This window comes from Chryseobacterium aquifrigidense (assembly GCF_006716485.1).
Taxonomy (GTDB): Bacteria; Bacteroidota; Bacteroidia; order Flavobacteriales; family Weeksellaceae; genus Chryseobacterium; species Chryseobacterium vietnamense.
In genome coordinates, this window is sequence record NZ_VFPD01000002.1 from 602,417 (window position 1) to 629,142 (window position 26,726).

Below are 26,726 nucleotides of genomic sequence, written 5' to 3' on the forward strand. Positions count from 1 at the left end.
ATCGACTATGATAAAGAGGTTTTTTATTCTATCCAGTTTATGTATGGTTTTGGGAGTTTCAGCCCAGAAATCACATACGGTTGTGCAAGGTGACAATCCTTACAACATTGCAAAAAAGTATGGAATGACTGTAGATGAATTGCTGAAGCTAAATCCAAAACATAAAGATGGCAAACTGGCGATCGGAGATGTTTTAACTATAAAATCAGACAAAGCAGCCACTCCGGTTGTGACAAAAACGGCCCCAGTAGAAAAGGTAACTTCAACAACAAGTGCTTCTTCTCTAGGTAAAATTGTTTTACTGCCAAAACAAACGATTTACGGCATTACAAAGCAATACAGAATTTCTGAAACTGATCTGAGAAAACTGAATCCAGAATTAGATTCTCACATGAAGATCGGAGACGAGATCACCTTACCTCTTGCCAGTATTAAAAAATATGGAGGAGAGCAACAGGCAATAACCACAGAAAAACACACTGAAACTCCAGTAGAAAAAACAACGACTACACCTATAGCAGTTACCACACCTGCAGAAGGAGAACCGTATGTCATTCAGGCCAAAGATAATTATTACAGAATTACAAAACAGTTTGGCATCAGCCAGCAGGACCTTTATGCTCTAAATCCAGGATTGGAAGAAAAAGGACTTAAGCCTGGGGATACCATTAAAATAAAAAGAACAAATACTACTGCCAATACAGATACCGTTGCTGAAACTTCAAATCCAAAAGCAAAAATGGATTCAGGGAACGAAAAATCTACAGCTGCTTCCAATGTTGCAGCTGGTGACGATTATGTGACCTATACAGTTCAGCAAGGCGATACAGTGTTCTCTATTGTTAATAAATTCGGTGTTTCTATCGATGAGCTTATCGCTCTAAACCCGGATCTTTCACACGGTTTGAAAACCGGAATGGTTCTAAAGATCAAAAAGCAGGATGCCGCTTATATAAAGAAAAATGGCGATGCTTTGAGTGTTATATTAATGCTTCCTTTCGGGTACAGTACCAACGAAACTCAGTATAGAGCAATGGCACTTGACTTTTTGACAGGAGCTAAGCTTGCTATTGAAAGAAATGCAAGAGGAGGGCAAAAACTGGATATCAAAGTTGTAGATTCAGGAAATGAAGCTTCATTCAAAAACTCTTTGACGCAGATTAATCCTGATAATACGGATCTTATCATTGGCCCTTTCTTTAAATCCAATGTAATTGATGTTCTTGATTTTACCAAAAATCAGAAAATCCCGGTTGTAGCACCATTTGCCAACTCTCCGGAACTCTATAACTACAGCAATTTGATTATTGTTGAGACGAATAATCAAACCTATGCTGATAAGATTGTAGAAGAAGTAAAAGGCGTGTACTCAGATCAGAAAATATATATAGTGGCGGATGCAAAAAAAGAAGATGCCAACTATATTAAAGCCGGACTTGAAAAAGCGGTGAAAAATCCTAATATCATTATTGTTAATTCCCCGGCAGATATTCAGCCGGATCAGAATATGATGACATGGCAGTCTGCACCGGTTATTGCCATTTTAGCGAATGATGATAATGCTGCAGGAGATGCTTTTGCCAACAGAATGATTGCTATTTCTAAAGAAGTTCAGGGAATAAAAGCCTTCAGTATGTTTTATTCTCCTGTTTTTGAAAAGAAAGTGGATGAGCTGAGCCAGGCAAGTCTTGTATATCTGATGGATAGAAAGATTAATACAGACGGTAGTTTTGAGAAAGAAATTCTGGCAGCTTATAAAACTAAATACTGCAAAACTCCACCAAAATATGCTATTGTAGGTTTTGATGTCGTAAATGACATGTTAACCAGAGAGAATAAAAAAGGAGAAATCTTTAAGCAGATGAATAAAGTTCAGACTCAGCTTGCTACCAAATTTGAGTTTGTAAAATCTAAAGCTAACGGTGCATATGTAAATACAGGTTACAGAGTAATCAGGTTAGTACCATAAATGATTTATAGCACTTAGAACGAATATTGTTAACATTATAGTTATATTTGCATAATATTTAATTCAATACATGAAAGCACTTGTATTTCCAGGGCAGGGTTCTCAGTTCGTAGGAATGGGAAAAGAATTGTATGATTCTAGAAAAGATATTAAAGATCTGATGGAATCTGCCAATGAAATTTTAGGTTTCGACATTCTTTCCATTATGTTTAACGGTACGGATGCGGATCTTAAGAAAACAGAGGTTACCCAGCCTTCAATATTTATACATTCAGTAGCAGCATTAAAAGCAGTAAATGGTCTCGGTGCCGAAATGGTAGCAGGACACTCTTTAGGAGAGTTTTCAGCTTTGGTTGCCAACGGAGTTTTATCCTTCGATGACGGTTTGAAATTAGTTTCTGAAAGAGCGAAAGCAATGCAGGAAGCTTGTGATGCCAATCCAAGTTCTATGGCGGCTATCCTAGGTTTAGAAGATGCTAAGGTTGAAGAAATCTGTGCACAGATCAGCGGGATTGTTGTTCCTGCCAACTATAACTGTCCGGGGCAATTGGTTATTTCTGGTGAAACACCAGCTGTAGAAGAAGCTTGCATCAAGCTGAAAGAAGCGGGCGCTAAAAGAGCATTGCTGTTACCGGTAAACGGAGCTTTCCATTCACCATTGATGCAGCCTGCGCAGGAAAGACTGGCAGCAGCTATCGAAAAGACAAAATTCAGAAAAGCAACGATTCCTGTATACCAGAATATCACTACAACAGCGGTAACAAACCCTGATGAGATCAAGCAAAATCTAATCGCTCAGCTTACCGGCCCAGTAAAATGGACTCAGTCTGTTCAGAATATGATTAAAGATGGTGCTTCTAACTTTGTAGAAGTAGGACCAGGAAAAACCCTTCAGGGACTGATCAAAAAAATTGACGGATCTGTAGAAGCTACTTCTGCAATCTAAATAAAAAAATATGAGCGCGATATTTTCACCGGGCAAGCTTATGCTTACTTCAGAATATTTCGCAATAGATGGAGCTCTTGTCTTAGCGGTACCTACCAGGCTGGGACAAGAGTTTTTTTTTGAAGAAAAAGAAGATGGAAAATCTCTTATTCTTTGGGAAGCCTGTCATCAGAATACATTATGGTTAAAAGCTGTCATTGATTATAAAAACTGGCAGATCCTGGAAACCAATATTCCATCAAGCGCTGAATTTATTACCAAAACATTACGAAATGTTCAGCAGCTTTCTACAAGTAAATTCAAAACCGACCTTAGTTATCATTTAAAAACCAATCTTCAGTTTCCTGCAGATTATGGGCTTGGAAGCAGTTCCACCCTGATGAACAATCTTGCAGAGTGGGCTGAAATAGATCCCTTTTATCTTAATATGATCAGTTTGGGAGGCAGTGGATATGATATCGCCGTAGCGAAAGAAAAATCTGCAGTGCTCTTCCAAAGCAAACCTGAGATAAAATATGAGAAAGTAGATTTCAATCCATCCTTTAAAAATGAACTGATATTTATTCACTTAAATCAGAAGCAGGATAGCAGAGAAGGAATCAACTTTTACAAGTCCAAAAAGAAGTCTCCGGAATTGGTTAATGAATTTTCAGATCTCACAAAAAAAATATTATTATGCAGTGAATTGGAAAATTTTTCCGAATTAATGATGATTCATGAGCATAAAATTGCCGATTTTCTTGAAATTCTCACAGTTAAAGAAAAATTATTCTCAGATTGCCCTTCATTTGTCAAAAGTTTAGGCGCATGGGGTGGAGATTTTGTAATGAGTGCCAAATTTGGGGACTATAAGAACTATTTTTGGGAGAAAGGTTTTACAACTATTTTTGAATGGGAAAATATAATTGATTTATAATCAATTAGTTGTGATCCTGTTTTTTTATTTGCCATTCTGACTTATATCAGTATATTTAAACCACCTTTAACAAATAATTAATATTATTTTTGTTGAAAGCAATAAAGAAATAGAAAATATAAGTAAAATGAAAAACACTAAAATCATCCAGGATTTAGAGAAATTAGGGATTAAAGGAAACTATGAAGTAGTGTATAATCCTTCTTATGAAGAATTATATCAGGCTGAAGTTTCTCCTGAAAATCAGGGGTTTGAGAAAGCTGAGCTTACAGAATCAGGCGCAGTATCAGTAAAAACAGGAATTTTCACAGGTCGTTCACCTAAAGACAGATATATTGTTCAGGATGATGTTACAAGAGATACAATTTTCTGGGATGGTAAAGTAAACTTACCTACAACAGCAGAAATTTTCGGGTCTTGTAAAGAACTAGTGCTGAACCAGCTTGCTGAATCTAAAAAGATTTATGTAGTAGATACATTCTGCGGAACGAATGCGGATACGAGACTTAAAGTAAGATTTATCGTTGAAGTGGCATGGCAGGCGCATTTTGTTACTAATATGTTTATTCGTCCTTCTCACTATGAGCTTGAAAACTTCGGTGAGCCGGATTTCACAGTAATCAACGGATCAAAGACTACCAACCCGAACTGGGAAGCTCAGGGATTAAACTCTGAAAACTTCATCATGTTCAACCTTACTGAAAAACTACAGATCATCGGAGGTACATGGTACGGAGGTGAGATGAAAAAAGGGATGTTCGCGATGATGAACTATTACCTTCCATTAAAAGGGATGGCTTCAATGCACTGCTCTGCTAACGTAGGAGAAAAAGGTGATGTAGCTTTATTCTTTGGTCTTTCAGGAACGGGTAAAACTACTTTATCAGCAGATCCTAAAAGATACCTTATCGGTGACGATGAGCACGGATGGGATAACAACGGAGTATTCAACTATGAAGGTGGATGCTACGCTAAGGTTATCGACTTATCAGCAGAAAAAGAACCGGATATCTTCGCTGCCATCAAGAGAGATGCACTTCTTGAAAACGTTGTTGTGAACAATGGAGTAGCAGATTATACTGACGGATCTATTACAGAAAATACAAGAGTTTCTTATCCGATCTATCATATTAACAAAATTGTATTGCCGTCTAAAGCAGGTCATGCGAAAAAGATCGTTTATCTTTCAGCAGATGCATTCGGAGTACTTCCTCCGGTTTCTATCCTGAATGAAGATCAGGCTCAGTACCACTTCCTTTGCGGTTATACATCAAAATTAGCCGGAACTGAAAGAGGAATTACTGAACCACAACCTTCTTTCTCTCCGGCATTTGGAGAAGCATTCCTTACATTACACCCGACAATGTATTCTAAAACATTAATCGGTAAAATGAAAGAGCACGGAGCTAAGGCTTATCTGGTAAACACAGGTTGGAATGGTACAGGAAAGAGAATTTCTCTGAAAGATACCAGAGCAATTATTGATGCCATCATTGACGGTTCTATTGATAATACTCCTAAAACTCAGGTTCCGATTATGAACCTTGAAATTCCTACTGAATTGCCAAACGTTTCTACAGGTATTTTAGATCCTAGAGATACCTATGAGAATGCTTCAGAATGGGAAGAAAAAGCAAAAGATCTTGCTTCAAGATATATCAAGAATTTTGAGCAGTACTGTGATACTGAAGAAGGTAAGAAATTAATTGCTTCAGGACCTCAATTGCAGGAACAGACTATTTAATAGTTATCCATCAACATATAAAAAGCCTCATCATTGATGAGGCTTTCTTATTTATACTTTTTACAACTTTCAATCAATTTATTCTGTTCATCCAGTTTTAGAATTGTTGATTGGATAGATTCTTTAGTCAAATGTTTTATGATCAAAAAATGTTTTGAAGAAAAATAAGACTGTTCATTCAACATCCTATCTAAATACTTTGGAGTTGTGAAGGTCGTCCAATATTTTGCTTTGTCAGAAAATGTAATGGTTACTTCTATGGCATCAGATTCAATATTTTCTATTGTATCATCTATGTTAATTGAAGTTATTTCCGGTTCATTATTTAAACTAAAATAAAATTTCGAATACCATCTCAGCCTTCCTTCATTATTTTGAATCCTTACATTTTCATCGTTTATTTCTTTAATGCTATAGGATTTTCTTTCGTTAATTGGCCGGGATATGCCCCAATATTCTTACAGTAAATCTTATCATTTATCTCCATAAATTACTCTCTCTATATCCACAAACATCTGTGAAAATCTGTGCAATCTGTGGTTAAGAAATTACTTCAAGTTTAATAAAGCCAAACGATACCCATCCATTCCAAAACCAGATAAAACCGCATCCGTATTAGCAGCTGTCACAGATTTTTGCCTGAATTCCTCTCTTTTATAGATATTGCTGATGTGAACTTCAATCTTGGGTTTTCTGATGTTTTTTAAACAATCGGCGATAGCATAAGAATAGTGGGTAAAAGCTCCAGGATTAATTATCACGGCATCAAAATCATCCTCCTGAAGTCTGTTAATAAGCTCTCCTTCGATATTCGACTGATAATATTTTATTTCGTGAAAATGAAACTCGGATTTTAAATCTTCCAAATAACTTTCCATAGAGACATTTCCATAGATTTCCGGTTCTCTTGTGCCTAAAAGATTGAGATTAGGTCCGTTGATAATTAAAACTTTCATACTATAAAATTAAAAACTTTTTTGAATTAACTGTATACACCTGGCCGCAATTATTTTTTTTGTGCTATTGAATTATTTATAATGATATTTATCATATTTGAATTAATGGTAAAGTCTGCAACTCCTTATTGGTATGGCTTTTATTAAAATTTTATGTTAATTATTAAAAAATTATCACGAAAAATTAATAAGTCTACTTGTTTTGTAGACTAAAAGTTTCTAGCTTTGCAAACATATTTCGATCGGCTTATAAAGAAAGATGGAGGGAACTGACCCTGTGAAATCTTAACAACCTACCCGTGGGGCAAGGTGTTACGTTCAGCCTTTTAAGGAAAAATAAGCATTTGGTTTATCGTATTTATCGATGCCCTTTGCTGACTATTCTGCAAAGGGCTAAATTTTAATATATGATAAATAAAATTGATTATGATTAGTAAAAATTTATTCAATTCTAAAGCCTGGATACCTCCGGTTGCTGCTTTTTTTCTGGGAGTAACCAGTGTAAGTGCACAGAATTCCAGGCCGAAAAAAGATAGCCTTCATGAAAAGGAGATTGATGAAGTAGTAGTGGTAGCTTACGGAAAAGCTAAGAGAAACAGCTATACCGGTTCTGTAGCCACCATTTCAAGCGATAAAATTAACAACAGACCTGTAACCAATATTACCAAAGCACTGGAAGGACAGGTTGCTGGGATTCAGACAACCAGCGCCTCAGGACAGCCAGGTGCGGTTTCTACCATCAGAATCAGAGGTATTGGTTCCATCAGTGCTTCCAGTGATCCGTTATATGTGGTAGACGGAATTCCTTTTGACGGAAATATTAACTCTATAAGTCCAAGCGATATTGAATCCATCAGTGTTTTGAAAGATGCTACAGCAAGTGCTTTGTACGGTTCAAGAGGAGCAAACGGAATTATTATCATTACTACAAAATCGGGTAAAAAAGGAGAAGCCAGAGTTAATTTTAATATCAGTCAGGGATTCTCAGGAAGAGCTGTTAAAGATTATGAGCAGGTAAACACAGATCAGTACTTTCAATTATATTGGGAAGCATTAAGAAACGGATATCAATCTGGTAAAGTTTCTTCCCAGCAGGCTGCACAAATGGCAACAGACAATCTTGTTTCTACCCTTGGGATCAATCCATATGGAACTGCTTATCCAAAACCTGTAGGAAAAGATGGGAAATTATTACCAGGTGCATCGCCACTTTGGAATGATGACTGGAGAGATATTCTGCAGAGAGTAGCTTCAAGAAATCAGGTAGATCTTGATATCAGCGGAGGAAGTGAAAAAAGTAATTATTTCTTTTCATTGGGGTATCTGGATGATAAAGGGATGGCGATTGAATCAGGATATAAAAGATATAATACAAGGCTGAAGATCAACTCAGAAGTGAAGAAATGGTTGAATGTCGGAGTAAACTTAAGCTATACCAACAGTATTCAGCAGGCGCCAACTTCTTCAGATTCCAAGGCCAGTAATATCATCAATGCTGCAAGATTTATTCCTTCATTCTATCCTTATTATGAAAGAAATGAAGACGGAAGCTATATTCTAGGGGCAGATGGAAACCCAATTTATGATTTTGGAAAGTACAGACCTACCAATGCACTTCAGAATCAGAATGCAGCTGCAACATTGCCATTAGATAAAAACGAAAATAAAGAAGATAACTTCTCAGGAAAAGGATTCATGGAATTCACTTTCTTACCGGAGTTAAAATTCAAAACAAGTTTTTCTGTTGATTTGGTGAATTATAACGGACATTATTATTCAAATCCATTGCTGGGACAAGGTGCTGAAATCGGAGGTTCGGTAACAAAAACCAATACCAGAACGCTTTCTTATACAACCAGCAATATCCTTACCTATGATAAGAAGTTTGAAAAGCACCATGTGAATGCTTTAGCAGGACATGAGTTCTATAAGTACGATTATCAAACTATTTCAGGAACAAGAAGTCAGTTCTCACTGCCTTATTACTATGAGCCGGATGCGGCTTCCCTGCTGGGGAGTTTCAGTGGAAACAGTAATAAATTAAGCTTATTAAGTTTCCTGGGAAAAGTAGAGTATGACTATAACAATACTTACTTCTTATCTGCATCAGGAAGGGCAGACAGTTCTTCGAGATTTGCAAAAGATAACAGATGGGGGAGATTCTGGTCAGTGGGAGGTTCATGGAAAATATCAAATGAAGAATTTGTAAAGAGTCTGAATGTCTTTAATCAATTGACATTGCGTGCCAGCTACGGAGGACAAGGAAATGATAAACTGCTTAGACCTAACGGGCAGCCGCTTTATTATGCTTATCAGGAGTTGTACAGATTTATCAGCCTTGGTGGAGAACCGGGAACAACCCTTGAAAAAACATCTACCAATAATGTAAAGTGGGAAACGAACCTTAATTTGAATGTAGGATTGGAGTTCGCGATTCTGAATAACAGGGTTAAAGGAAATATCGAATACTTCAAAAGAAAAAGCCAGGATCTTCTGTTTAATATGCCGGTTGCGCCATCGTTGGGAATCAGTGATTATCCGGCGAATATCGGAACGATTCAGAATACAGGATTTGAATTTTCATTATTTACAACACCTTTTAAAACTGAGGATTTCCAATGGAATGTTGATGTTAATCTAAGTACTTTAAACAACAAAGTAACCAAATTGCCAGGAGGTTCTCTTGTGGTGGGTAGCAAGTTATTAACGGTAGGAGGCTCTGTATATGATTTCTTTATTCCGGAATGGGTAGGTGTAGATCCAAGCAATGGAAAGCCATTGTGGAAAACGGTCTCTACAGATGCCAGCGGAAATTCAGTTGAAGGAACTACTTCGGAATATTCAAAAGCTACAAAACTTTTACAAGGTTCCGCATTACCTAAACTGACCGGAGGTATCAGTACAAGTATTACCTATAAGAATTTTGATTTTTCAGGATTACTGACATTCAAAATCGGAGGGAAGATTCTGGATACCGACTATACTTCTATCATGCACAACGGAAGTGCAGGAGGACGTGCCTGGAGTGCAGAAATGTTGAACAGATGGACTCCTGAAAATCCTAATACAGATGTCCCGGGATTGAGTACAACAACGAATAACTGGACCTCAACATCATCAAGGTTTTTATATTCAGGAACGTATGCAAGGCTTAAAAATGTAAGCTTAGGGTATACACTTCCTGAAGATTATTTTGAGAAAATAGGATTGAAAAAGTTCAGAATTTATATTCAAGCCGAAAACCTTCTTACCTTCTATAAACATAAAGGAATGGATCCTGAGCAGGCGTTGGACGGAACAACGTATTACAGATATCCTGCAATGAGAACGATCACTTTTGGTCTTCAGGCAACACTTTAACCTTTAAAATTGAAACAATGAAAAAATTAAAATATTTATCGTTTGCACTTATCGGATTTTTATCGTTGACAAGCTGTGAAAGTGAGCTGGACACGGCTCCGACTGATCAGGCCAACAGCGTTGAAGTTTTCAAAACAGCCGAAAGTGCCGAAACGGTGGTGAACGGTACCTGGGCAAAGTTTAATAATGACGGAACAACATACGCTAATATCGGTTATTCCACTGTTTTAAGAGCCAGCGATGCTATGGGAAGCGATGTGGCGGTATTGACGAATAAATATGGCTTTGCTTCTACCTATGCTTTCACAGAAATGGTGAACAGTACAGCAAGCAGACCATTGTTCATCTGGACGATGTTATATTCCACCATCAATAATATGAATAATGTGATTACAAGAATTGATGGAACAGAAGGAAGTCAGGAGAAAAAAGATCAGGTGAAAGGACAGGCTAAAGCATTGCGTGCTTTCTGTTATCTGAATCTGGCGAGCTTTTACCAATTCAGCTATCTGAAAGATAAGTCAGCATTGACAGCTCCCATTTATACTGAACCTTCTACCACAAGCACGGTAGGGAAGAAAAGAGCAAGTCTTGAAGAAATCTATACATTGATTAAAAGTGATCTTACTGATGCCGATAACCTGTTGAAAAATTATACGAGGAACAATAAGGATAAGATCAACCGTTCCGTTGTGAACGGACTTTTAGCAAGAACTTACCTGAATACCGGTGAATGGAGCAAAGCTTCAGCATCTGCAAAAATTGCAAGAGAAGGATTTTCGCTTATGGCTCCTGAAAAATACAAAGATGGCTTCAATGACATCAACAATGCAGAATGGATCTGGGGGCACGGGCAGACGCAGGAACAGTCTGATGCGAGCTATGCTTTTCATTATCTGGATGTTTCTTCATCAGGAAGTTATTATTACAGCTTTATGGCAGATCCTTATTTTAAAGACCTTTTTGATACCAATGACATCAGATACCAGTTGTTTTCATGGGACGGGCAGAAAGGAAGAGAAGGATTGCTGAGATATGCTAAGTTTAAATTTAAGCCAACTCTTATTGCAGACATTGTTTACATGAGAGCTGCAGAAATGTATCTGATCGAAGCTGAAGCCGAAGCAAGAAACGGAAATGTTTCTCAGGCAGTAACAGTCCTGAACCAGTTGAAAACAGCGAGAAATGCCAATGTTTACAATGGTTCCTTATCACAAAATGATGTTGTAGCAGCAGTTTTAATTGAAAGAAGAAAAGAATTATTCGGAGAAGGATTCTCCCTTTCAGATATTATCAGAACGCAGGGAACAGTAGTAAGAAAACCGTTTGTAGATGCTGATGGTAAGCCGATAAAAGTTCAGATCACTACACCGGACGGAACCGTGAAAACCGTAGACGGTAAAGGGCATTCTGTTCTTGATTTCCCGGATAAATCAGCTTTCACACCCAACAGTGCTTATTATTTATTCAGTATTCCTCAGAGAGAGTTTGAGAATAACCCGAATTTATAAGATATAGTCCATAATTAGATTGATTTTTTTAAGCCACTGCGATTTCGGTGGTTTTTATTAAAAACCCGTTGCTTTTTTAGCAACGGGTTTGTTTGTAAATAGAACAAAGATGTTCGTTCTGAATGTGTTAGTATTTGTTAGAAATACCAAGGTCTCTAAGAGCTACTATACATCCAATATCTTTCAGTTTAGCCCCTTTTTTCAAATAAAATAAGACATATTCCTTTTCGCCCTTATTCAACTTATTAAAAATTGATAGATCATAATGTTGAGTCCCTGGAACTTGTTTCAGTCCAGTTATTTGTACAAAGATCTCATGACAAGCATCTCCGTTATTATATTTATCTGCCATTACAATTGAGTAGGGTAAAGTTTCATTACGAAATGGTGAGTTAAGATAATATAGCGTTAGTTGTCTGTAAGCATCAATATTGCCATTCATGAGAATCTCTTTTTTATATTTTTCTATCGGGGCATTGTTAGGTTTATTTTGGTCTTTTGCCTTTGAGCAACAGATAAAGAATAAAAATAAGATTAGTGCGGTTTTGTTTAAATGTTTGATTTTCATTGTTTTTGATTAAATGAAAATAATTATTATTTCGTAATGTTTATATCTTCTAAGGATTTTTCTTTTATAATTTTTAAAAGACCTGTAAAAGATATTTCTTTTAGAATAGTATCTTTTTTGATATCTTGTATAAAATATTTCAGATTTTTCTTATTTATTTTTTGTGGATTCATAGAATAAGTTGTATCCATAGAAATTAATAAATAATCATTTTTAAATTTACAATCGACTAATCCGCTATCAATAATTAGCTCATTATTTTTCAGTAATCTATTCTGACTTCCTCCTTCATATAATACTTCATAACCTAAAGGTAATTTTTCAACTTTATCAGAATTGTTACAAGAAAATATCGTAAAAAATGTAATTGTTATAAAAATTGGATATTTCATATAGTTAATATTTAGGTCCTCTTTCAAAATTATATACTCTTGGTCTTATAGTATTTATACCTTTAAAATTTATTTGAAAATCGGTTCCTCCTTGGCCTGCGTACCATTTACCTACAACTGTAGCAGCGTTTCTAAAAGGACTATCCATAAATTTTCCATGTTGTTCAAAATTATAAGTGTCAGATAATATAGTTACCTTATTATTTCCCAGATATTTAACTGTAATATTTCCTAATACTCTACCATCACTTGATTTTATTAAAGTTTGAACATTATACGTTTTTCCTTTAATCCAGCCTTTTGTATCAACAAAATCTAAATCTATTTTTTTTGCATCTAATGTTACAGCTTGTCCCTTTCCTTTTCTATACCAATTGTTTGCTTCACCTAAGTCCATTTTTCCATCGCCATCTAAATCCCAAGATTCTTTCTTCTGCTGTGGTTCTTTTTGAGTGAATTCATTCCCAATTTTATGCATCCCATGATTAAACCCAGCAACAAACCCTCCAATAGCAACTCCTTGCCAAAAGTTTCCTCCAGTAAGTTCAGAACCTACACCTCCTAAAATAGCACCAGAAGCAATCGTTCCTACTGCACTACTAGCAAATTTACCAGCAACAGCACTAAATGCCGATGCACCGTAGCTTCCCAAAAGCCCTGAAACAAAAGCGCTTTCAAAACCTTGTCCCTGTACTAAGGATATGATTCCCTGTGCTAAAGCATGTGCCGTTCCCTGTACCAAAATAGTTTCCAATTTCCCAAGCTCTGTTGCAATTTGGGTAGCAGTACCTGCCGAGGTGACAAACACACTTCCTATACCATAGGTAACAGCCGCAGAGGCTGCACCAAATAATGTAGATTTAAAGAAGCCGCCCAGATCCCAGTCTTGTCCACTAATCGAAGTCATAATCGTATAGCTGAATGATGCTACCATAGCTCCGATAATCACTGCTGATAAAAATGCAGATTCAACGATCCATTCTCCACTTGGGTCGTTAAACATCAATGGATTATTGAACACATACCCATACTTATTGTAATTTTGGGTATTATAAGGATCCTGTATATTTTCATCAGCATTTAAGAACCTTCTTAATAACGGATCATACAATCTCCCGTTCATGTGGATAATGCCTATTTCTGCAAAATGTTCATGTGAAGTGTAACCTCTTTCTACTAATAACGAAGTGCTATCAATTATATTTTTATCGGTAATAATTGCTCCGCTTCCAATTTGTAGATGAGTGAAGTTTCCCCATGCATCAAAATGTCTCTGCTCTAGCTTGTTTCCAGCTTCATCACTGATCGCTAAGATACTGCCAATATAATCTTTGTGCAAGAATTTATAAGAACCTCCCGTTTCATTATAATTTTTAAGATAGATGATATTGCTTTCATAAGGATTTCCTCCGATATATAGGATATGCTTTTCTTTTCCGGTTGTATTATCTCTTACAATTTCATAGCTTCCATCTTCACTATGGAACTTGGTGAATTTCCCATCTCCGTCAATGCTGAAGTTACCTCCATAAGTCACTCTTTGTCTCATGCTGGTCAAGCCATACTGGAAGGCAACATCTCCTTTCATTCCATCAATGAAAACAGGGTCATTATTTTCATTATAAACAATGCTTTGAATTAGGTCATTGTTATAATTCTGAGTTCCTGCTGCATTTAATGTCATTCCTGTTGGCTGATAAATTTTAGCCGAATTTTCATACTTCATCGTTCCTACCTGATCGTTTTCCATGATCCTTCCTTTCACATCATAAATATTTCTGTTTGAAGAAGGTTTAATACCTGTTACAGGATTCGTCCAGTTGATCAATCTGTTGTTTGTATCATAATCAAACGATTCAATAATATTAAAATCTCCTAAAGTTTGCCTAAGCTTAAGCTCGTTTTTAATAGCATCGAAAGTATATCGAATATTTAAAATCCCTTGTACAGGAGAAACATGCTTGATTTCCGTTAAGAAACCAGTTGCAGTATTATATGTGTTATTAATATCCGATGCTCCTAATTTAGCTCTCACAACCTGACCTTTGGCATTGGTTTCCTTAAGTTCCCACAGGCTCTTACCCGTTATTTTGTCTTTTATTTGTGTAAGCTCTCCATTCCATGCGCTGTACACATTTTCAATCTGAACTTTTGTAAGAACACCGGAAGAATACAATTGTTTTTCATAGGAAATTACCCTTGCTTTATCGTCATAAGTAATTCCTTTCTGGATAAAGTATTTACCATTGCTGCTTTCCGAGCTGGATAATACTCTTCCCTGCGGGTCATAGCTGATATTGGAGCTGTAGGATTTTCCTGTTGAGGTTCCTCCTTTTGATACAAGTCTTCCTTTATCATCGTAAGTGAAAGTAATTAATTTATTGGTTGCCTGCCCTCCATCTGTCGTAGAAATTTCTTTTTGAGAAATTAATTGCCCTAAAGTATTATAAGTATATTCTTTCGTTCCTTTTGGACTTATTGTTTTCTTTGGCTGTCCGAAACCATCATATTCATATTTATAGATTCCATTGGAAGGATCATTGAGCTCTGATTTTCTTCCCCAAGAATCATATTTGGTGGTGACAATATTTTCTGCATATTGAGCTTTAATCTGTTCTCCGGCTGCATTGTAAGAAAATTGTATCGTTCCGCCTTTATCTGTTGAAGAAATTACATTTCCTAAGGCATCGGTTGTTTTGGTTGTTATTCTTCCATAATCAACAAGGTTTGATTCTTTTACTGTTGTTGTCAAACCTGATACCGAAGTCTCCATTTGCTTTCCAGTATATGCCGTAGTTGTTATTTTTGCTGGGAATACGGAATCATCGTAAGCCAAAATATTCCACCCCGAAGCACTTTGCCCTTCAAAATAAGGTTCTGATTCTTTAATTTTTCTTCCTAAAACATCATACTGAGTCTCTTGGGAAACATATTGTCCTTGTCCGAATGCTTTGGTAGAAGACTTGTATTCCTGTCCTAGTTTATTGGTATATTTCTTTGAAATATCTCCATCAGAGTCGTATTGAATAACAGTAATATTTGCATTATCGTCTCTTTTATATTCATAAGTGGTTGTTCCTCCTAAGTTGGTTTTAGAAGTCAATAGTTTTCCCCAAGTATCATAAGTATTGATAAGGGTATTTCCTAAAGGATCGGTTTGTTTTTTTATTTGTCCCCAATCATTGTATTCAATATTAGTTTCTAATCCTAAATTATCTGTTTTTTGTATTACAAATCTACCTTTGGGATCATACAAAGTGCTATTGGTTTGGGTTTGGGAATCTACACTATTGCTGGTCGTTTTTCCGGTGATATTTCCAAAACCATCATAATTATAAGTTTCCAGCAAATATCCTGTATTATCCCTATTCCACGTTTTCTGTGTTTTTAAAAGATTATGTTCATACGTGTATTCTTCTTTTACCGATTTTGTATCACCATAAGCCTGAGTAGCATCCGTTTTAGTTTTCAGACGACCTATGTAATAATCTGCTCCTATTCCTGAAGGATTATGACTATAATCAAAAGTAGAAGTCGTTATAGTATAACCATTACTAACATTCGTTATACTTTGCTTCGGAAGATAATAATCCCCATAGGTAATACTTCCAGTTGTGATAATCCCTGTTAAAAAATCTTTACTTTTTGTACTTTTTGGAACAAGAGCTGTTATCACCTTTGATTTATCGGTATCAGCGATTACCCCTGTTACGATTTGTCCGTTTAATAATTTATCGGTCTGATAAATTGTAGATTTAAAGCTTAAAAGCTGCGTATTATTCTCTGAAATATCAGCCGGGAAGATATTGTTTTCATTATTGGTTCTGATGCTCCATTCTTTTATTGTTGTGGCATCATTTAATGGATCCATTTCAATTCCTGACCATATCTTAGTATTTTCAAAACCATCGCCATACCATGAAGAACGGGAAGACTGACGGAAGCCGATCATTCCTTTGCCTTGCAAATGGCTTAAGAATCCTCTGTATCTGAAGTCCTGCTTCCTGCCTTCTTGTTTAAGCTGGGATACAACAAAAGATAAGGGAATCTGTTCTAATTCAAAATAAGGGAACAACTCTTTTTTTACAGGCTTGTAGAAGTTTGTATCAGCATTAGAATTAAGTTCTTGATAAGCAACCTCAGTTGTAATATCACTCTGTTTAATAAATTTGATTCTTGCTAATGAAGGGGTGTATGAATATCCATATTGAGTAACATAATTGTAAGGACAGCCAATTACGCCTGAGCAGTCATCAGGCTTTCCTATTGATATAATTTGCTGATTCGTTTTGTTTAAACTTAATGTTCCGAAAGGAATAACTTTTTGGGCATATTCTCTACTCCAATCCCTAACTCTATAAAAATTTAAATCTCCATTGGTTTGAATAGGTGAACTTTGTAAAAAAGCACTGTCTCCTCCTGCGCTTGAGTAGAATGCTTTGGCAAAATTTGCAGTGTTATCCGTTGTTGTCTTATTAACCGAATAAACAAAAGTACGTAAAACCGTTTTTTCTTCATCATGGTGTTGATTCCATTCATGGTTTGTCAAAAATATGTAACTAACAATAATATCTGATTTGCCATCTGCATCTAAGTCTGCAACATTATATTGAAAATATCTGCTATCTGAATATGAACAACCTCCTCCTGATTCCCATACATTATGACTTGTTTCTTTCAGTACTTCTGTCCCGGAACTATAGTAAATAAAATTATTGATATAAGATTGATTAAACTTCTTTCCATCCGAAAGAAATAGATTCCAGTTATAAGACTTATTAGCTTGAGGGACTAAGGCATCCACTTTATTGTCTCCATTGAAGTCCCCATATAGAGTGCCGGAAGATATGCCTTCAAGTTTCTGTCCGGAAAATTCTCCAATATTTACTTTCGCATACGTTCCAGCAGATTGTTTACGGAAATTATAGACACTGGTAATAGTGCCGTCAAATTTTATTTGTACAATATCTTGTATACCATCTCCATTTAAATCAATATAGTGGTTGTCTTTGTTGGTGTCTCCTGAAGTATTAATACTAACTCCTTGATCATATTTGTAAATACTATTATTAACATCTGTATTTTCATCAATATCCATGATAAATGATGAGTAGTATGTGAAATTATCTACAGTGCCACCATCGGGAGGGATAATATAATTGGGAGAATTTTCTGATTCCATTTCAGCAAGAATATCGCTTCCATATTCTACATTTGAAGAATTAATGGAAGGATGCAGAAGAGATGGTGTTTCACTGATGGGATTTATACTGCTGCTAGAAATGGAATTTGGTTCTAGTGGTGCGCTTGTGCAGCGATTTCGTTTGCCGAATCCTATCATTAGTTCGGAAATACCATCTCCATCATAATCATAGCTGTCTAAATAGTTTACACTTAGTTGTGATATTTCTATACATTCAGTGCCTCCACTTAATTCTCCTCCAGGATTGTATATATTATATGGTATTAATTTTGAAAATTCTAGTTTAAAATTTAGACCAGAAACGTCTATTGAATATACCAGAAGCTCGTAGTTGGGTTTCAAAGGATCTGAAGTTGCTACTTTATGTGGTATTACAATACCTAATTTATTTTTCACATAGCCATCTTTCTTAAAAGTTATAGATGCTGCTTTTGCAAATTCACTTGATGTAAACCGATTAAGCTCATATTTTAACGGCATAATTGGCACATCTTTATAGACTGAATTCCTGAAGTTAATAACCCCTACCTGCACAGAGCCGGCAGTTCCAGGGGTAGGAATATATTCAAGATAGTCAGTAATACCATCCATGTCAAAATCACCATATTTTTTTGTATTTGTATTTGCAATATTGTTTTCTTTAGTTGTTTCCTCATTGCTTGCTTGATAAGGTTCGTATTCTATGGTGATTGGATTGGCAAATTGGTCATTGGAATTGTATTCTGTTATTTTGCTTACAAACTGATAACTTGTTCCGTTATCTGCATAGGTAATTGCATATCTTTTAAATTGGTTTCCATTAGTTTTTACAATAATTTCTTTTAATAGTTTATTTTGTATAAACTTAACGCCATTTAAATAATTTATTTCTTTTAAAAATCTTTCATTAAAATAATTAAATTCAATTTTATTGAAATGTGTCTTGACGGCTGTTTCATTTCCTCCCCATTCTATAGAAGAGATTAAACTAACATTGGTTGATACTGCTTGAGAATAGTTATAAGTGATATAATTTCCATTTATATCTTTCCATTTTACAATATTATAATCAACAGGAGTGATTGATGTGCTGTTCCCTGATGTTATAGCTCCATACCATGACTGAGAACCATCCTCAAAAGTTACCTCCCAATATTCAGGCCCTTTCCATGCTTGTCCTGATATGGAACTAAAAGATTTTATCTTAATATTGGAATACTTCTCCGTTATATATTCAGCTCCATCTTTTCCATATTCGCCTGACTTAAGAATCAATCGCTGTCCATTAAAACTATAATAATCAGAGTAGTCTAACTGAATGCCTTTAACCTCTCCATCTTTTTCAATGTTCTTGCCAACTCTTGAGATTGTCGTAACCCCGGAAAGATTCCAAGAATATCCTGCAATCCCATTAGAAGAACCGCTGGTATACACTAAATTAACCTGAGGTGCTACACTTTTAACTCCCGGGGGTAAAGCAACGGGTAAAGTAAACTGTAATTGCCCAGCTCCATTGACTTCAATATTTCCTTTGGTATCATGAAAACTCTTTCCATCCGGGGTTGTCGTTCCATAGGGATTATTAGCTCCTGCATTTGAATCAGTTGGTCCGCCGCCAGGATTCTCTGTACCTGGACCAATCTTTGCCACAAAAGGATTCGATGAACTGGAAGACGCACGAAATCCTGGTGCCAACACAACTGTTTGTGGGTCTTGCACCGTTCTTGAGGTACTCTCTGCCTGATACAGTATGGTCTGTGAAAAGCCCATTACTGACCATAATGACAGTATGAATGATGAAAATACTTGTATTTTCTTATCGTAAAGTTTCATGGTTATTTATCGTTTGGTGATGTTTTTACTGAAAATTCTGCCATCTTTTAGCGTAAAGCGCAAAACATACACTCCCCAGTCATAACCAGTCATATTGATTTTAACCTGACGGTTTAAGTCCGGGATATTCTGTTGCTGGAATTTCCAGTGAATTGTACTGTGCTGATACAATGAAACGGATTCTATTAGGCCATCCACTTCTTCTGTCCAGTCTATCGTAAGATAGTCATTAACAGGAACGGGGTACAGACGTATTTGTTTCAGGAATGTTTTTTCATCAATAACAGGAGCTTGTCTGGTAACAGCTGCTACCTTTGATTCTTTTGAAACCATTCCTTCGGCTTGTTTACCAGCAGCGTCGATTCCTCTGTATCGCTGGTTTCCGGCCTCATCATATTTGAAATAGACTTCGGTTTGGGAAAAGCCGAAGAATCCTATCATCAGGGATGATAGTGAGAGTAATTTTCTTTTCATTTGTGGTTATTTTTGTGTTGATAAAAGTTGCTGAACCTGAATTTTTAGTTCTTGAAGCTCTTCGGACTGTTTTTTTAGCATGTTAATTTCCTCTGCTTGAAACTTTAATTGCTTATTTTGTTCAATAGAGTATAATGTTAATTCTTCAATCTTCTCAAGCAGCTTAGAATTCATCTCAGCAACGTTAATTCCGTTTTCCAGTACTTCCTGAGCAGTGGGAATATTTGGCAAATGTCCTTTTTCAATAATATGTTTTTCAACATCCTCTAAAGATTTCAGCTGATATTCTTTTTTAAAGACATAATCTGCCCATACATTAGTTTTTACCTCAACTTCTTTAGCCTTAATTTTACCGTCGAATCTGGCAATAGCATTGTTGAAAAACTTGACCCATGTTCCGTTATAAGCATCCTGAATACCAAAATAGGTGGAACCGTCATTACCATCATTAGGTTGAGCGATAATGATATTGTGGCTTGTTCCTTTATTTCTAAGAACTGTATCTCCGATTTGTCCACCCCAGCAGCCATTACATCCTGATTTTCCGATCTGGAATGATCCCAAAGAATTAGCGATCTCAAAAGCAGGATTGTCTTCCTTGTAGATTCTGAAATACGCTTCATCACTTCCTCCCGGATCATTAATTCCTACTTTTACTACACCATTGGGAAGAATGTTCATCACTTTTGTATTGTTCGTTTTAAAAACCAGAGGTTGATTATCCGTAGTTCCAATAAAATTATTGGATGGATTAGTCCCTGAATTTCCTGTTGTACTCCAACTTTGTGCAAATGCAAATGATGACACTAGGAATGCCATTGAAAATAATTGAGTTTTCATATCGTGTTTTTTTATTATGTGTTTATGTTTTAAATAAATATTTTTTCTATTGAATATCTAAAAATCAAAAAACAGAACCCCTGCCATTACTATTATTTATAATGCTATGAAGGATCGATCTTTCTTATAGGTTCTCATTCCAAATCAGACATGTATTTCTATTTGTATCTCCATGTGAACCATTGAACAGTAAATACAAATCATATTGTAGATCATTTTTTTATTACCCACACATCTTGAGATATATTACTATTAGCTAGATCATCAGAATAAACAATATGGTCCAGTATAGTAAAATCTTTAAATAAGTATTTTACAAATGTTTCCGGATGGAAAGCAGAATACATCCTATGTCCTTCTTTCGTATTGCCCCGTACAACAAGTTTTCCATTACTAAATTCTTTTAACTCAGAAGGAGTAAGTTTTAACTTAAAATTGTTTCCCTGCATACTTACAATTAAGATCCCGTCTTTTTTTAATACTCTTCTAAGTTCATTAATCCACTCAGTATGCATTTTTTCAGATAAATGAGTAAAAATTGAAATCCCATAAATTATATCAAAAAAATCATTTTCATACTGTAATGGTGGAGATAGGTGATTTGTTTTAAAATCAATGTGATCTATATTTTTTGAGCACCAATCGATTGACTCTTCATTATAATCTGTTGCAAAAAATTGGTTAGTCTCTTCCAAAAGAGTGGGCATATGTCTGATTACTCTTCCCGGGCCACATCCCCAATCTAAAATTTTTTTATGTTTAATCTCTTTGTGATTTCTAATTAAACCTACAATCCATTCTGCTGTTACTTTCCCTCCATTATAATAGCTGTCATAATCTAATAAGAAAGATTCATACATTAGATAATCTTTAGGCAGTTTAGTGTGTGGATGAATTGACCTGAATTTCCTGTTTTTTTTATACATTTTTAACCAGGTATAATAAAACCTAAGTTGGTCAGCGAAACGGAGTAATTTTAGTTTTCTTAAATACTTGGATAGCTTACTTTTTATTTTCATTTTGCGTTTTCTATCCCAAAACTATTTATATTTCATATGGATTCAAAGTAGCTTTTCGTAATTACGAATCCCTTTCTAAAAGTTTCTGAAACAGACTAATAATGTGCAAAAATATAAGCGTTTTATAGTTTTTTATAAAAAAACTCTACCTTTGTACCATGAACCTCTTAAGATGGATACTGGCAGTTTACTTCATAGCATTATCACTGATGCCATGTGAAGACACATCCCATCCTCTGAATTCTGGAGGTAATAAAATTGCATTAAGTATTCACGGAGTTCATTCTACAGAAAAAGGAGATATATGTTCTCCGCTTTGTGCATGTAGCTGTTGTCAGATGACAGTTTCAGCATTTAAGATGGATCCTTTATTAGAAATTCCTGAGCAGATTCCTGCTTACTTTTCAAAGAAGATACTATTCCACAAAAACGATTTTGCTTACCAGATTTACGATCCTATCTGGCAGCCTCCTAAAATTTAATTTTTATTGACTTTTAGAAAGTTATGCTTTCTGATACTTAACCGTGCTTGAAACTTTGCAATACCATTGCAGAGGTTTTCAGGATATTTTTGCTGCAGTATTTTATACTGTGTGCATTCACTTTTCAATAAAAATTAAATACAAATCGTGTTAGATAAAATAATAAAATTCAGTATTAAAAATAAGGTGATCATTGGTTTGATGACTTTGGTGCTGATCATCTGGGGAACATGGAGTGCCACCAGATTGCCGATAGATGCTGTGCCGGATATTACCAATAATCAGGTACAGATCATTACCGTATGTCCTACATTGGCAGGACAGGAAGTGGAACAGCTGGTTACCTTTCCCATTGAACAGAGTATTGCCAATGTTCCCGATATTCAGGAGACAAGAAGTATTTCAAGATTCGGACTTTCTGTAATTACAGTAGTGTTCAAAGAAAATGTAGATGTTTACTTTGCGAGACAGCTCATTAATGAACAGTTGAAAAACGCAGTGGAAGAAATTCCGAAAGGAGTAGGAACTCCGGAGCTGGCTCCTGTAAGTACAGGTCTTGGAGAAGTGTATCAGTATATTCTTCACCCTAAAAAAGGAAGTGAGAAGAAATACAATGCCAAAGAACTCCGTACTATGCAGGACTGGATCGTTCGCAGACAGCTGAACGGAACTCCGGGAGTGGCGGAGATCAACAGTTTCGGAGGAGAATTAAAACAGTACGAAGTAGCCATTGATCCCAACCGTTTAAAAGCAATGGGAACAAGTATTACTGAAATATTTACAGCTCTTGAAAAAAACAACCAAAATACAGGAGGTGCTTATATTGATAAAAAGCCCAACGCTTATTTCATTCGTGGAATTGGATTGGTAACCTCTCTTGAAGACATTAAAAATATTGCTGTTAAAAACGAAACCGGAAGCGTTCCGATTTTTATAAAAGATGTTGCTGATGTCCGTTTAGGAAGTGCTGTTCGTTACGGAGCTTTAACGTATGACGGGAAAGTAGATGCAGTAGGGGGAGTAGTAATGATGTTAAAAGGAGCCAACAGTAATGAAGTGGTCAGCAATATCAAAGCAAAAATTCCTACTATTCAGAAGTCTCTTCCCGATGATGTCATTATAGAACCATTTCTGGACAGAACAGATCTTGTAGACAGAGCGATCAATACCGTACAGAAAAATCTCATCGAAGGAGCTTTGATTGTAATTTTCGTTCTTGTTGTTTTCCTTGGAAATCTGAGAGCCGGACTTATCGTAGCTTCGGCCATCCCGCTTTCTTTGTTATTTGCATTAGGAATGATGAATGTTTTCGGGGTAAGTGCCAATCTGATGAGTCTTGGTGCTATAGATTTCGGATTGATTGTCGATGGAGCCGTTATTATTGTAGAAGCCACATTGCACCATTTGGGAGTAAGGAAATCTGTCCGTGCCTTGACGCAGTCTGAAATGGATGAAGAAGTATTCCTTTCTGCATCCAAAATAAGAAGCAGTGCAGCTTTCGGGGAAATTATTATTCTTATCGTATATATCCCGATTCTTACACTAGCTGGTGTAGAAGGAAAAATGTTTACCCCAATGGCGAAAACAGTAGGATTTGCTATTCTTGGAGCTTTAATTTTATCCCTGACCTACATTCCTATGATGAGCGCACTGTTTTTATCTAAGAAAATATCCCACAAAGAAACCTTCTCCGATAAAATGATGAATCGCCTGCAAAAGGTTTATCACCCATTATTACAGAAAGCGATCAAAGTAAAATATATCATTGTTTCGGCAACCGCTGTAGTGTTCCTTATCTCTGCTTTTATCTTTAAAAATATGGGAGGGGAATTTATCCCGCAGCTGCAGGAAGGAGATTTTGCATTTCACTGTATTTTACCACAGGGAAGCTCATTGAGCCAGAGTATAGAAACTTCCATGCAGGCGTCAAGAATTATCAAACAGTTTGATGAGGTGAAAATGGTGGTCGGAAAAACAGGTTCCGCTGAGGTTCCTACAGACCCGATGCCTCCTGAAGCAACTGATATGATTGTTGTATTAAAACCTCAAAGCGAATGGAAAACTAAGAAGTCCTATAACGAGCTTGCAGATGAGATCAGCGAGAAATTGGAAACAATTCCCGGGGTATTTTTTGAAAAAAACCAGCCTATTCAGATGCGTTTCAATGAACTGATGACCGGTATCAGACAGGATGTTGCTGTGAAAATTTTTGGAGAAAACCTTGATTCCTTAGCTGTGTATGCAGATAAAGTTGGGAAAATCATTCAGACAGTGGACGGAGCTACAGCCCCTCAGATTGAAAGAGTTAGTGGTCTTCCACAAATCAATGTTCAGTATGACAGAACAAGAATTGCCAATTATGGATTGAATATCGAAGATGTCAACAATGCAGTAAGTACAGCCTTTGCAGGAAAAGCAGCCGGGCAGGTTTTTGAAAATGAAAGACGTTTTGATCTGGTAGTCCGTCTGGATAGTCTTCACAGAACGGATATCTCAGATGTGAACAACCTGATGATTACTTCTGGTACAGGAGCACAGATTCCATTATCGCAGGTGGCGAATATCAGTTATAAACTTGGACCTGCACAGATCAGCCGTGAGCAGGGAAAACGTAGAATTGTCATCGGATTCAATGTAAAAGACCGTGATGTGGAAAGTGTGGTGAAAGATATTCAGGCAAAACTCAATAAAGTGAAACTTCCTTCCGGATATTACTTTACCTACGGAGGACAGTTTGAAAACCTTCAGGAAGCCAGCAAACGTCTGATGATCGCTGTTCCGGTATCATTGCTTCTTATTTTTATGCTGTTATATTTTACTTTCCGCTCATTCAAACAGGCTGCATTGATCTTTACAGCCATTCCTATGAGTGCAATCGGTGGTGTATTTGCGCTTTTAGTGAGAGATATGCCGTTCAGTATCAGTGCCGGGATCGGATTTATTGCTCTTTTTGGAGTAGCAGTACTGAACGGAATTGTTTTAATCGGGACATTCAACCAATTAGAAAAAGAAGGGGAAACCGATATTCTGAAAAGAGTATTTGAAGGAACAAAAACCAGATTGAGACCGGTATTAATGACCGCAACAGTGGCTTCATTAGGATTTTTACCAATGGCTATTTCTACAGGTGCGGGTGCCGAAGTACAAAAACCTTTGGCAACAGTGGTGATTGGTGGTCTGGTGACAGCTACTTTCCTTACGTTATTCGTTTTACCGATGCTGTATATCATTTTTAACATAAAGATTTTGAAGAGAAGAAATAACAATACAGGAATGTTTACAGCGGTTCTTGTTGTAGGATTCATGATGCTGGGACAGACTTTTAATGCACAGTCCAGACCTATCTCTGTGGAACAGGCGGTAGAGCAGGCGGTGAGTAATAACTTAACCCTACAGTCAAAAGATTTAAGCATTAAATCCGCTGAAGCATTAAGACCCACAGCAAAAGAACTTCCCAAGCTAAGTTTTGAAGCCCAGCTTGGACAATACAACAGTCCGAAGTTTGACCAGTCGTTTGCTATTTCGCAGAGTATTCCTTTTCCTACGTTGTTTAAAGCAAGAAAAGAACTCATCAATGAAAATATAAAAAGCAAACAGATTGATAAAGAGATTACAGCCAATGAGCTGATAAAGCAGGTACGAACCTATTATTATCAGATTGAATATCTCCAGTATAATAAAGCTCAGCTAACCAGTCTGGATCAATATTATGAGGAATTTATCAGAATCGCGACCGTAAGATTTAAAGCAGGTGATATCAAAAAAATTGAAATCAGTACTGCAGAAACCCAGAAAGGAGAAATTGATCTGCTTCTCAGACAGAACGAAGTTTATCTGAATAACGCTTATAAGAATTTAAAAACTCTGATGAACACTTCAGAAGATATTGAAGTTCCTTTTAATAAAGATTATGCTCCTTTAAAAGCAGAAAATGTACTCGACAGTGCTGTAGTTGCCAACAATCCTACAGTAAAAGCTTTTTATCAGGAAATGGAAATTGCTGAGAAAAATAAGAAAGTTGAAAAATCACTTGGGCTTCCTGATTTCAGCTTAGGATATACCAATCAGTCTTTGATAGGTTTCCATACTGTTAACGGACAGGAAAATTTTTATAATTCAGGAAAACGTTTTCAGTCGGCAACAGTAGGAGTAGCAATTCCTTTGACATTTGGGGCAACAAAAGCAAGAATTCAGGCTCTGGAATATGACAGACAGGTTGCAGAAACCAATGCGAAAATGCAGCAGAAACAACTTTCAGCACAGTTGGACAATGCTTTTAGCCAGTACCAGCAGGATATTCAGCAGTATGATTATTATACAAGTCAGGCTTTGCCTAATGCTGATAAAATTGTAAAAGCAGCCCAGTTAGGATATAAAACAGGAGAAATTTCCTATGTGGAATATCTTTTTGCCCTCCAGACTGCTACCAATATTCAGTTGAAATACCTGGAATCTATCCAGCAGGTGAACCAATCTGTAGTGACCATTAATTCAATCATTAATAAATAATATGAAAGCGCTGAAATATAATATC

At 36.3% G+C, this 26,726-nt stretch carries 15 protein-coding genes and 1 riboswitch; of the genes, 8 read left to right on the plus strand and 7 right to left on the minus strand.

Annotation, left to right across the window (positions count from 1 at the left end):
* Positions 1-7: 7 nt before the first annotated feature.
* The 4 genes from FB551_RS17775 to pckA all read left to right on the plus strand — a co-directional run bounded on the left by FB551_RS17775 (position 8) and on the right by pckA (position 5,575).
* On the plus strand, positions 8-1,969 hold the full coding sequence (locus tag FB551_RS17775; protein WP_226798729.1) for a LysM peptidoglycan-binding domain-containing protein: 1,962 nt from the start codon (positions 8-10) through the stop codon (positions 1,967-1,969).
* Positions 1,970-2,039: 70 nt separating this feature from the next.
* Complete coding sequence (fabD, locus tag FB551_RS17780) at positions 2,040-2,915, plus strand: ACP S-malonyltransferase (RefSeq protein WP_047427426.1); 876 nt, start codon at positions 2,040-2,042, stop codon at positions 2,913-2,915.
* A gap of 10 nt (positions 2,916-2,925) precedes the next feature.
* Entirely contained in the window at positions 2,926-3,831 is a 906-nt protein-coding gene (locus tag FB551_RS17785) for a GYDIA family GHMP kinase (RefSeq protein WP_142018440.1), read from the plus strand.
* A 127-nt stretch (positions 3,832-3,958) separates the two neighbouring features.
* Positions 3,959-5,575: a phosphoenolpyruvate carboxykinase (ATP) gene (gene pckA, locus FB551_RS17790; RefSeq protein ID WP_142018441.1), complete on the plus strand. Its 1,617-nt coding sequence runs from the start codon at positions 3,959-3,961 to the stop codon at positions 5,573-5,575.
* Between the two features lie 548 nt (positions 5,576-6,123).
* On the opposite strand, the gene FB551_RS17795 is transcribed toward pckA, so the two are convergent.
* Entirely contained in the window at positions 6,124-6,531 is a 408-nt protein-coding gene (locus FB551_RS17795) for a type II 3-dehydroquinate dehydratase (protein WP_142018442.1), read from the minus strand.
* Positions 6,532-6,775: 244 nt separating this feature from the next.
* Positions 6,776-6,874: riboswitch (SAM riboswitch) on the plus strand.
* A gap of 83 nt (positions 6,875-6,957) precedes the next feature.
* Here FB551_RS17795 and FB551_RS17800 point away from each other — a divergent pair.
* Both FB551_RS17800 and FB551_RS17805 read left to right on the plus strand, forming a co-directional pair.
* Positions 6,958-9,891 (plus strand): SusC/RagA family TonB-linked outer membrane protein, encoded by a 2,934-nt coding sequence (locus FB551_RS17800; RefSeq protein WP_142018443.1) that lies wholly within the window; start codon positions 6,958-6,960, stop codon positions 9,889-9,891.
* Between the two features lie 17 nt (positions 9,892-9,908).
* Positions 9,909-11,402, plus strand: a complete 1,494-nt coding sequence (locus FB551_RS17805) for a RagB/SusD family nutrient uptake outer membrane protein (protein ID WP_142018444.1) — start codon at positions 9,909-9,911, stop codon at positions 11,400-11,402.
* A 127-nt stretch (positions 11,403-11,529) separates the two neighbouring features.
* Here the strand turns inward: FB551_RS17805 and FB551_RS17810 are convergent, their stop codons facing one another.
* The 6 genes from FB551_RS17810 to FB551_RS17840 form a co-directional block, all read right to left on the minus strand.
* The gene (locus tag FB551_RS17810; protein ID WP_142018445.1) at positions 11,530-11,970 is read right to left on the minus strand and encodes a hypothetical protein; all 441 of its coding nucleotides are present in this window, start codon (positions 11,968-11,970) and stop codon (positions 11,530-11,532) included.
* Between the two features lie 26 nt (positions 11,971-11,996).
* Positions 11,997-12,362 (minus strand): hypothetical protein, encoded by a 366-nt coding sequence (locus tag FB551_RS17815; protein ID WP_142018446.1) that lies wholly within the window; start codon positions 12,360-12,362, stop codon positions 11,997-11,999.
* 4 nt (positions 12,363-12,366) lie between these two features.
* Positions 12,367-19,377, minus strand: coding sequence for an RHS repeat-associated core domain-containing protein (locus FB551_RS17820; RefSeq protein ID WP_226798730.1), 7,011 nt, complete (start codon positions 19,375-19,377; stop codon positions 12,367-12,369).
* 6 nt (positions 19,378-19,383) lie between these two features.
* A complete protein-coding gene (locus FB551_RS17830; RefSeq protein WP_167497891.1) occupies positions 19,384-19,851 on the minus strand; it encodes a hypothetical protein in 468 nt (155 codons plus the stop codon).
* A gap of 6 nt (positions 19,852-19,857) precedes the next feature.
* The gene (locus tag FB551_RS17835; protein WP_142018447.1) at positions 19,858-20,691 is read right to left on the minus strand and encodes a cell wall anchor protein; all 834 of its coding nucleotides are present in this window, start codon (positions 20,689-20,691) and stop codon (positions 19,858-19,860) included.
* A 212-nt stretch (positions 20,692-20,903) separates the two neighbouring features.
* Complete coding sequence (locus FB551_RS17840; protein ID WP_226798731.1) at positions 20,904-21,617, minus strand: class I SAM-dependent methyltransferase; 714 nt, start codon at positions 21,615-21,617, stop codon at positions 20,904-20,906.
* Positions 21,618-21,868: 251 nt separating this feature from the next.
* On the opposite strand from FB551_RS17840, the gene FB551_RS17845 reads away from it, so the two are divergent.
* Both FB551_RS17845 and FB551_RS17850 read left to right on the plus strand, forming a co-directional pair.
* Positions 21,869-22,192, plus strand: coding sequence for a DUF6660 family protein (locus FB551_RS17845; RefSeq protein WP_047427447.1), 324 nt, complete (start codon positions 21,869-21,871; stop codon positions 22,190-22,192).
* 147 nt (positions 22,193-22,339) lie between these two features.
* A complete protein-coding gene (locus tag FB551_RS17850) occupies positions 22,340-26,701 on the plus strand; it encodes a CusA/CzcA family heavy metal efflux RND transporter (RefSeq protein ID WP_142018449.1) in 4,362 nt (1,453 codons plus the stop codon).
* The last annotated feature ends 25 nt before the right edge of the window (positions 26,702-26,726 follow it).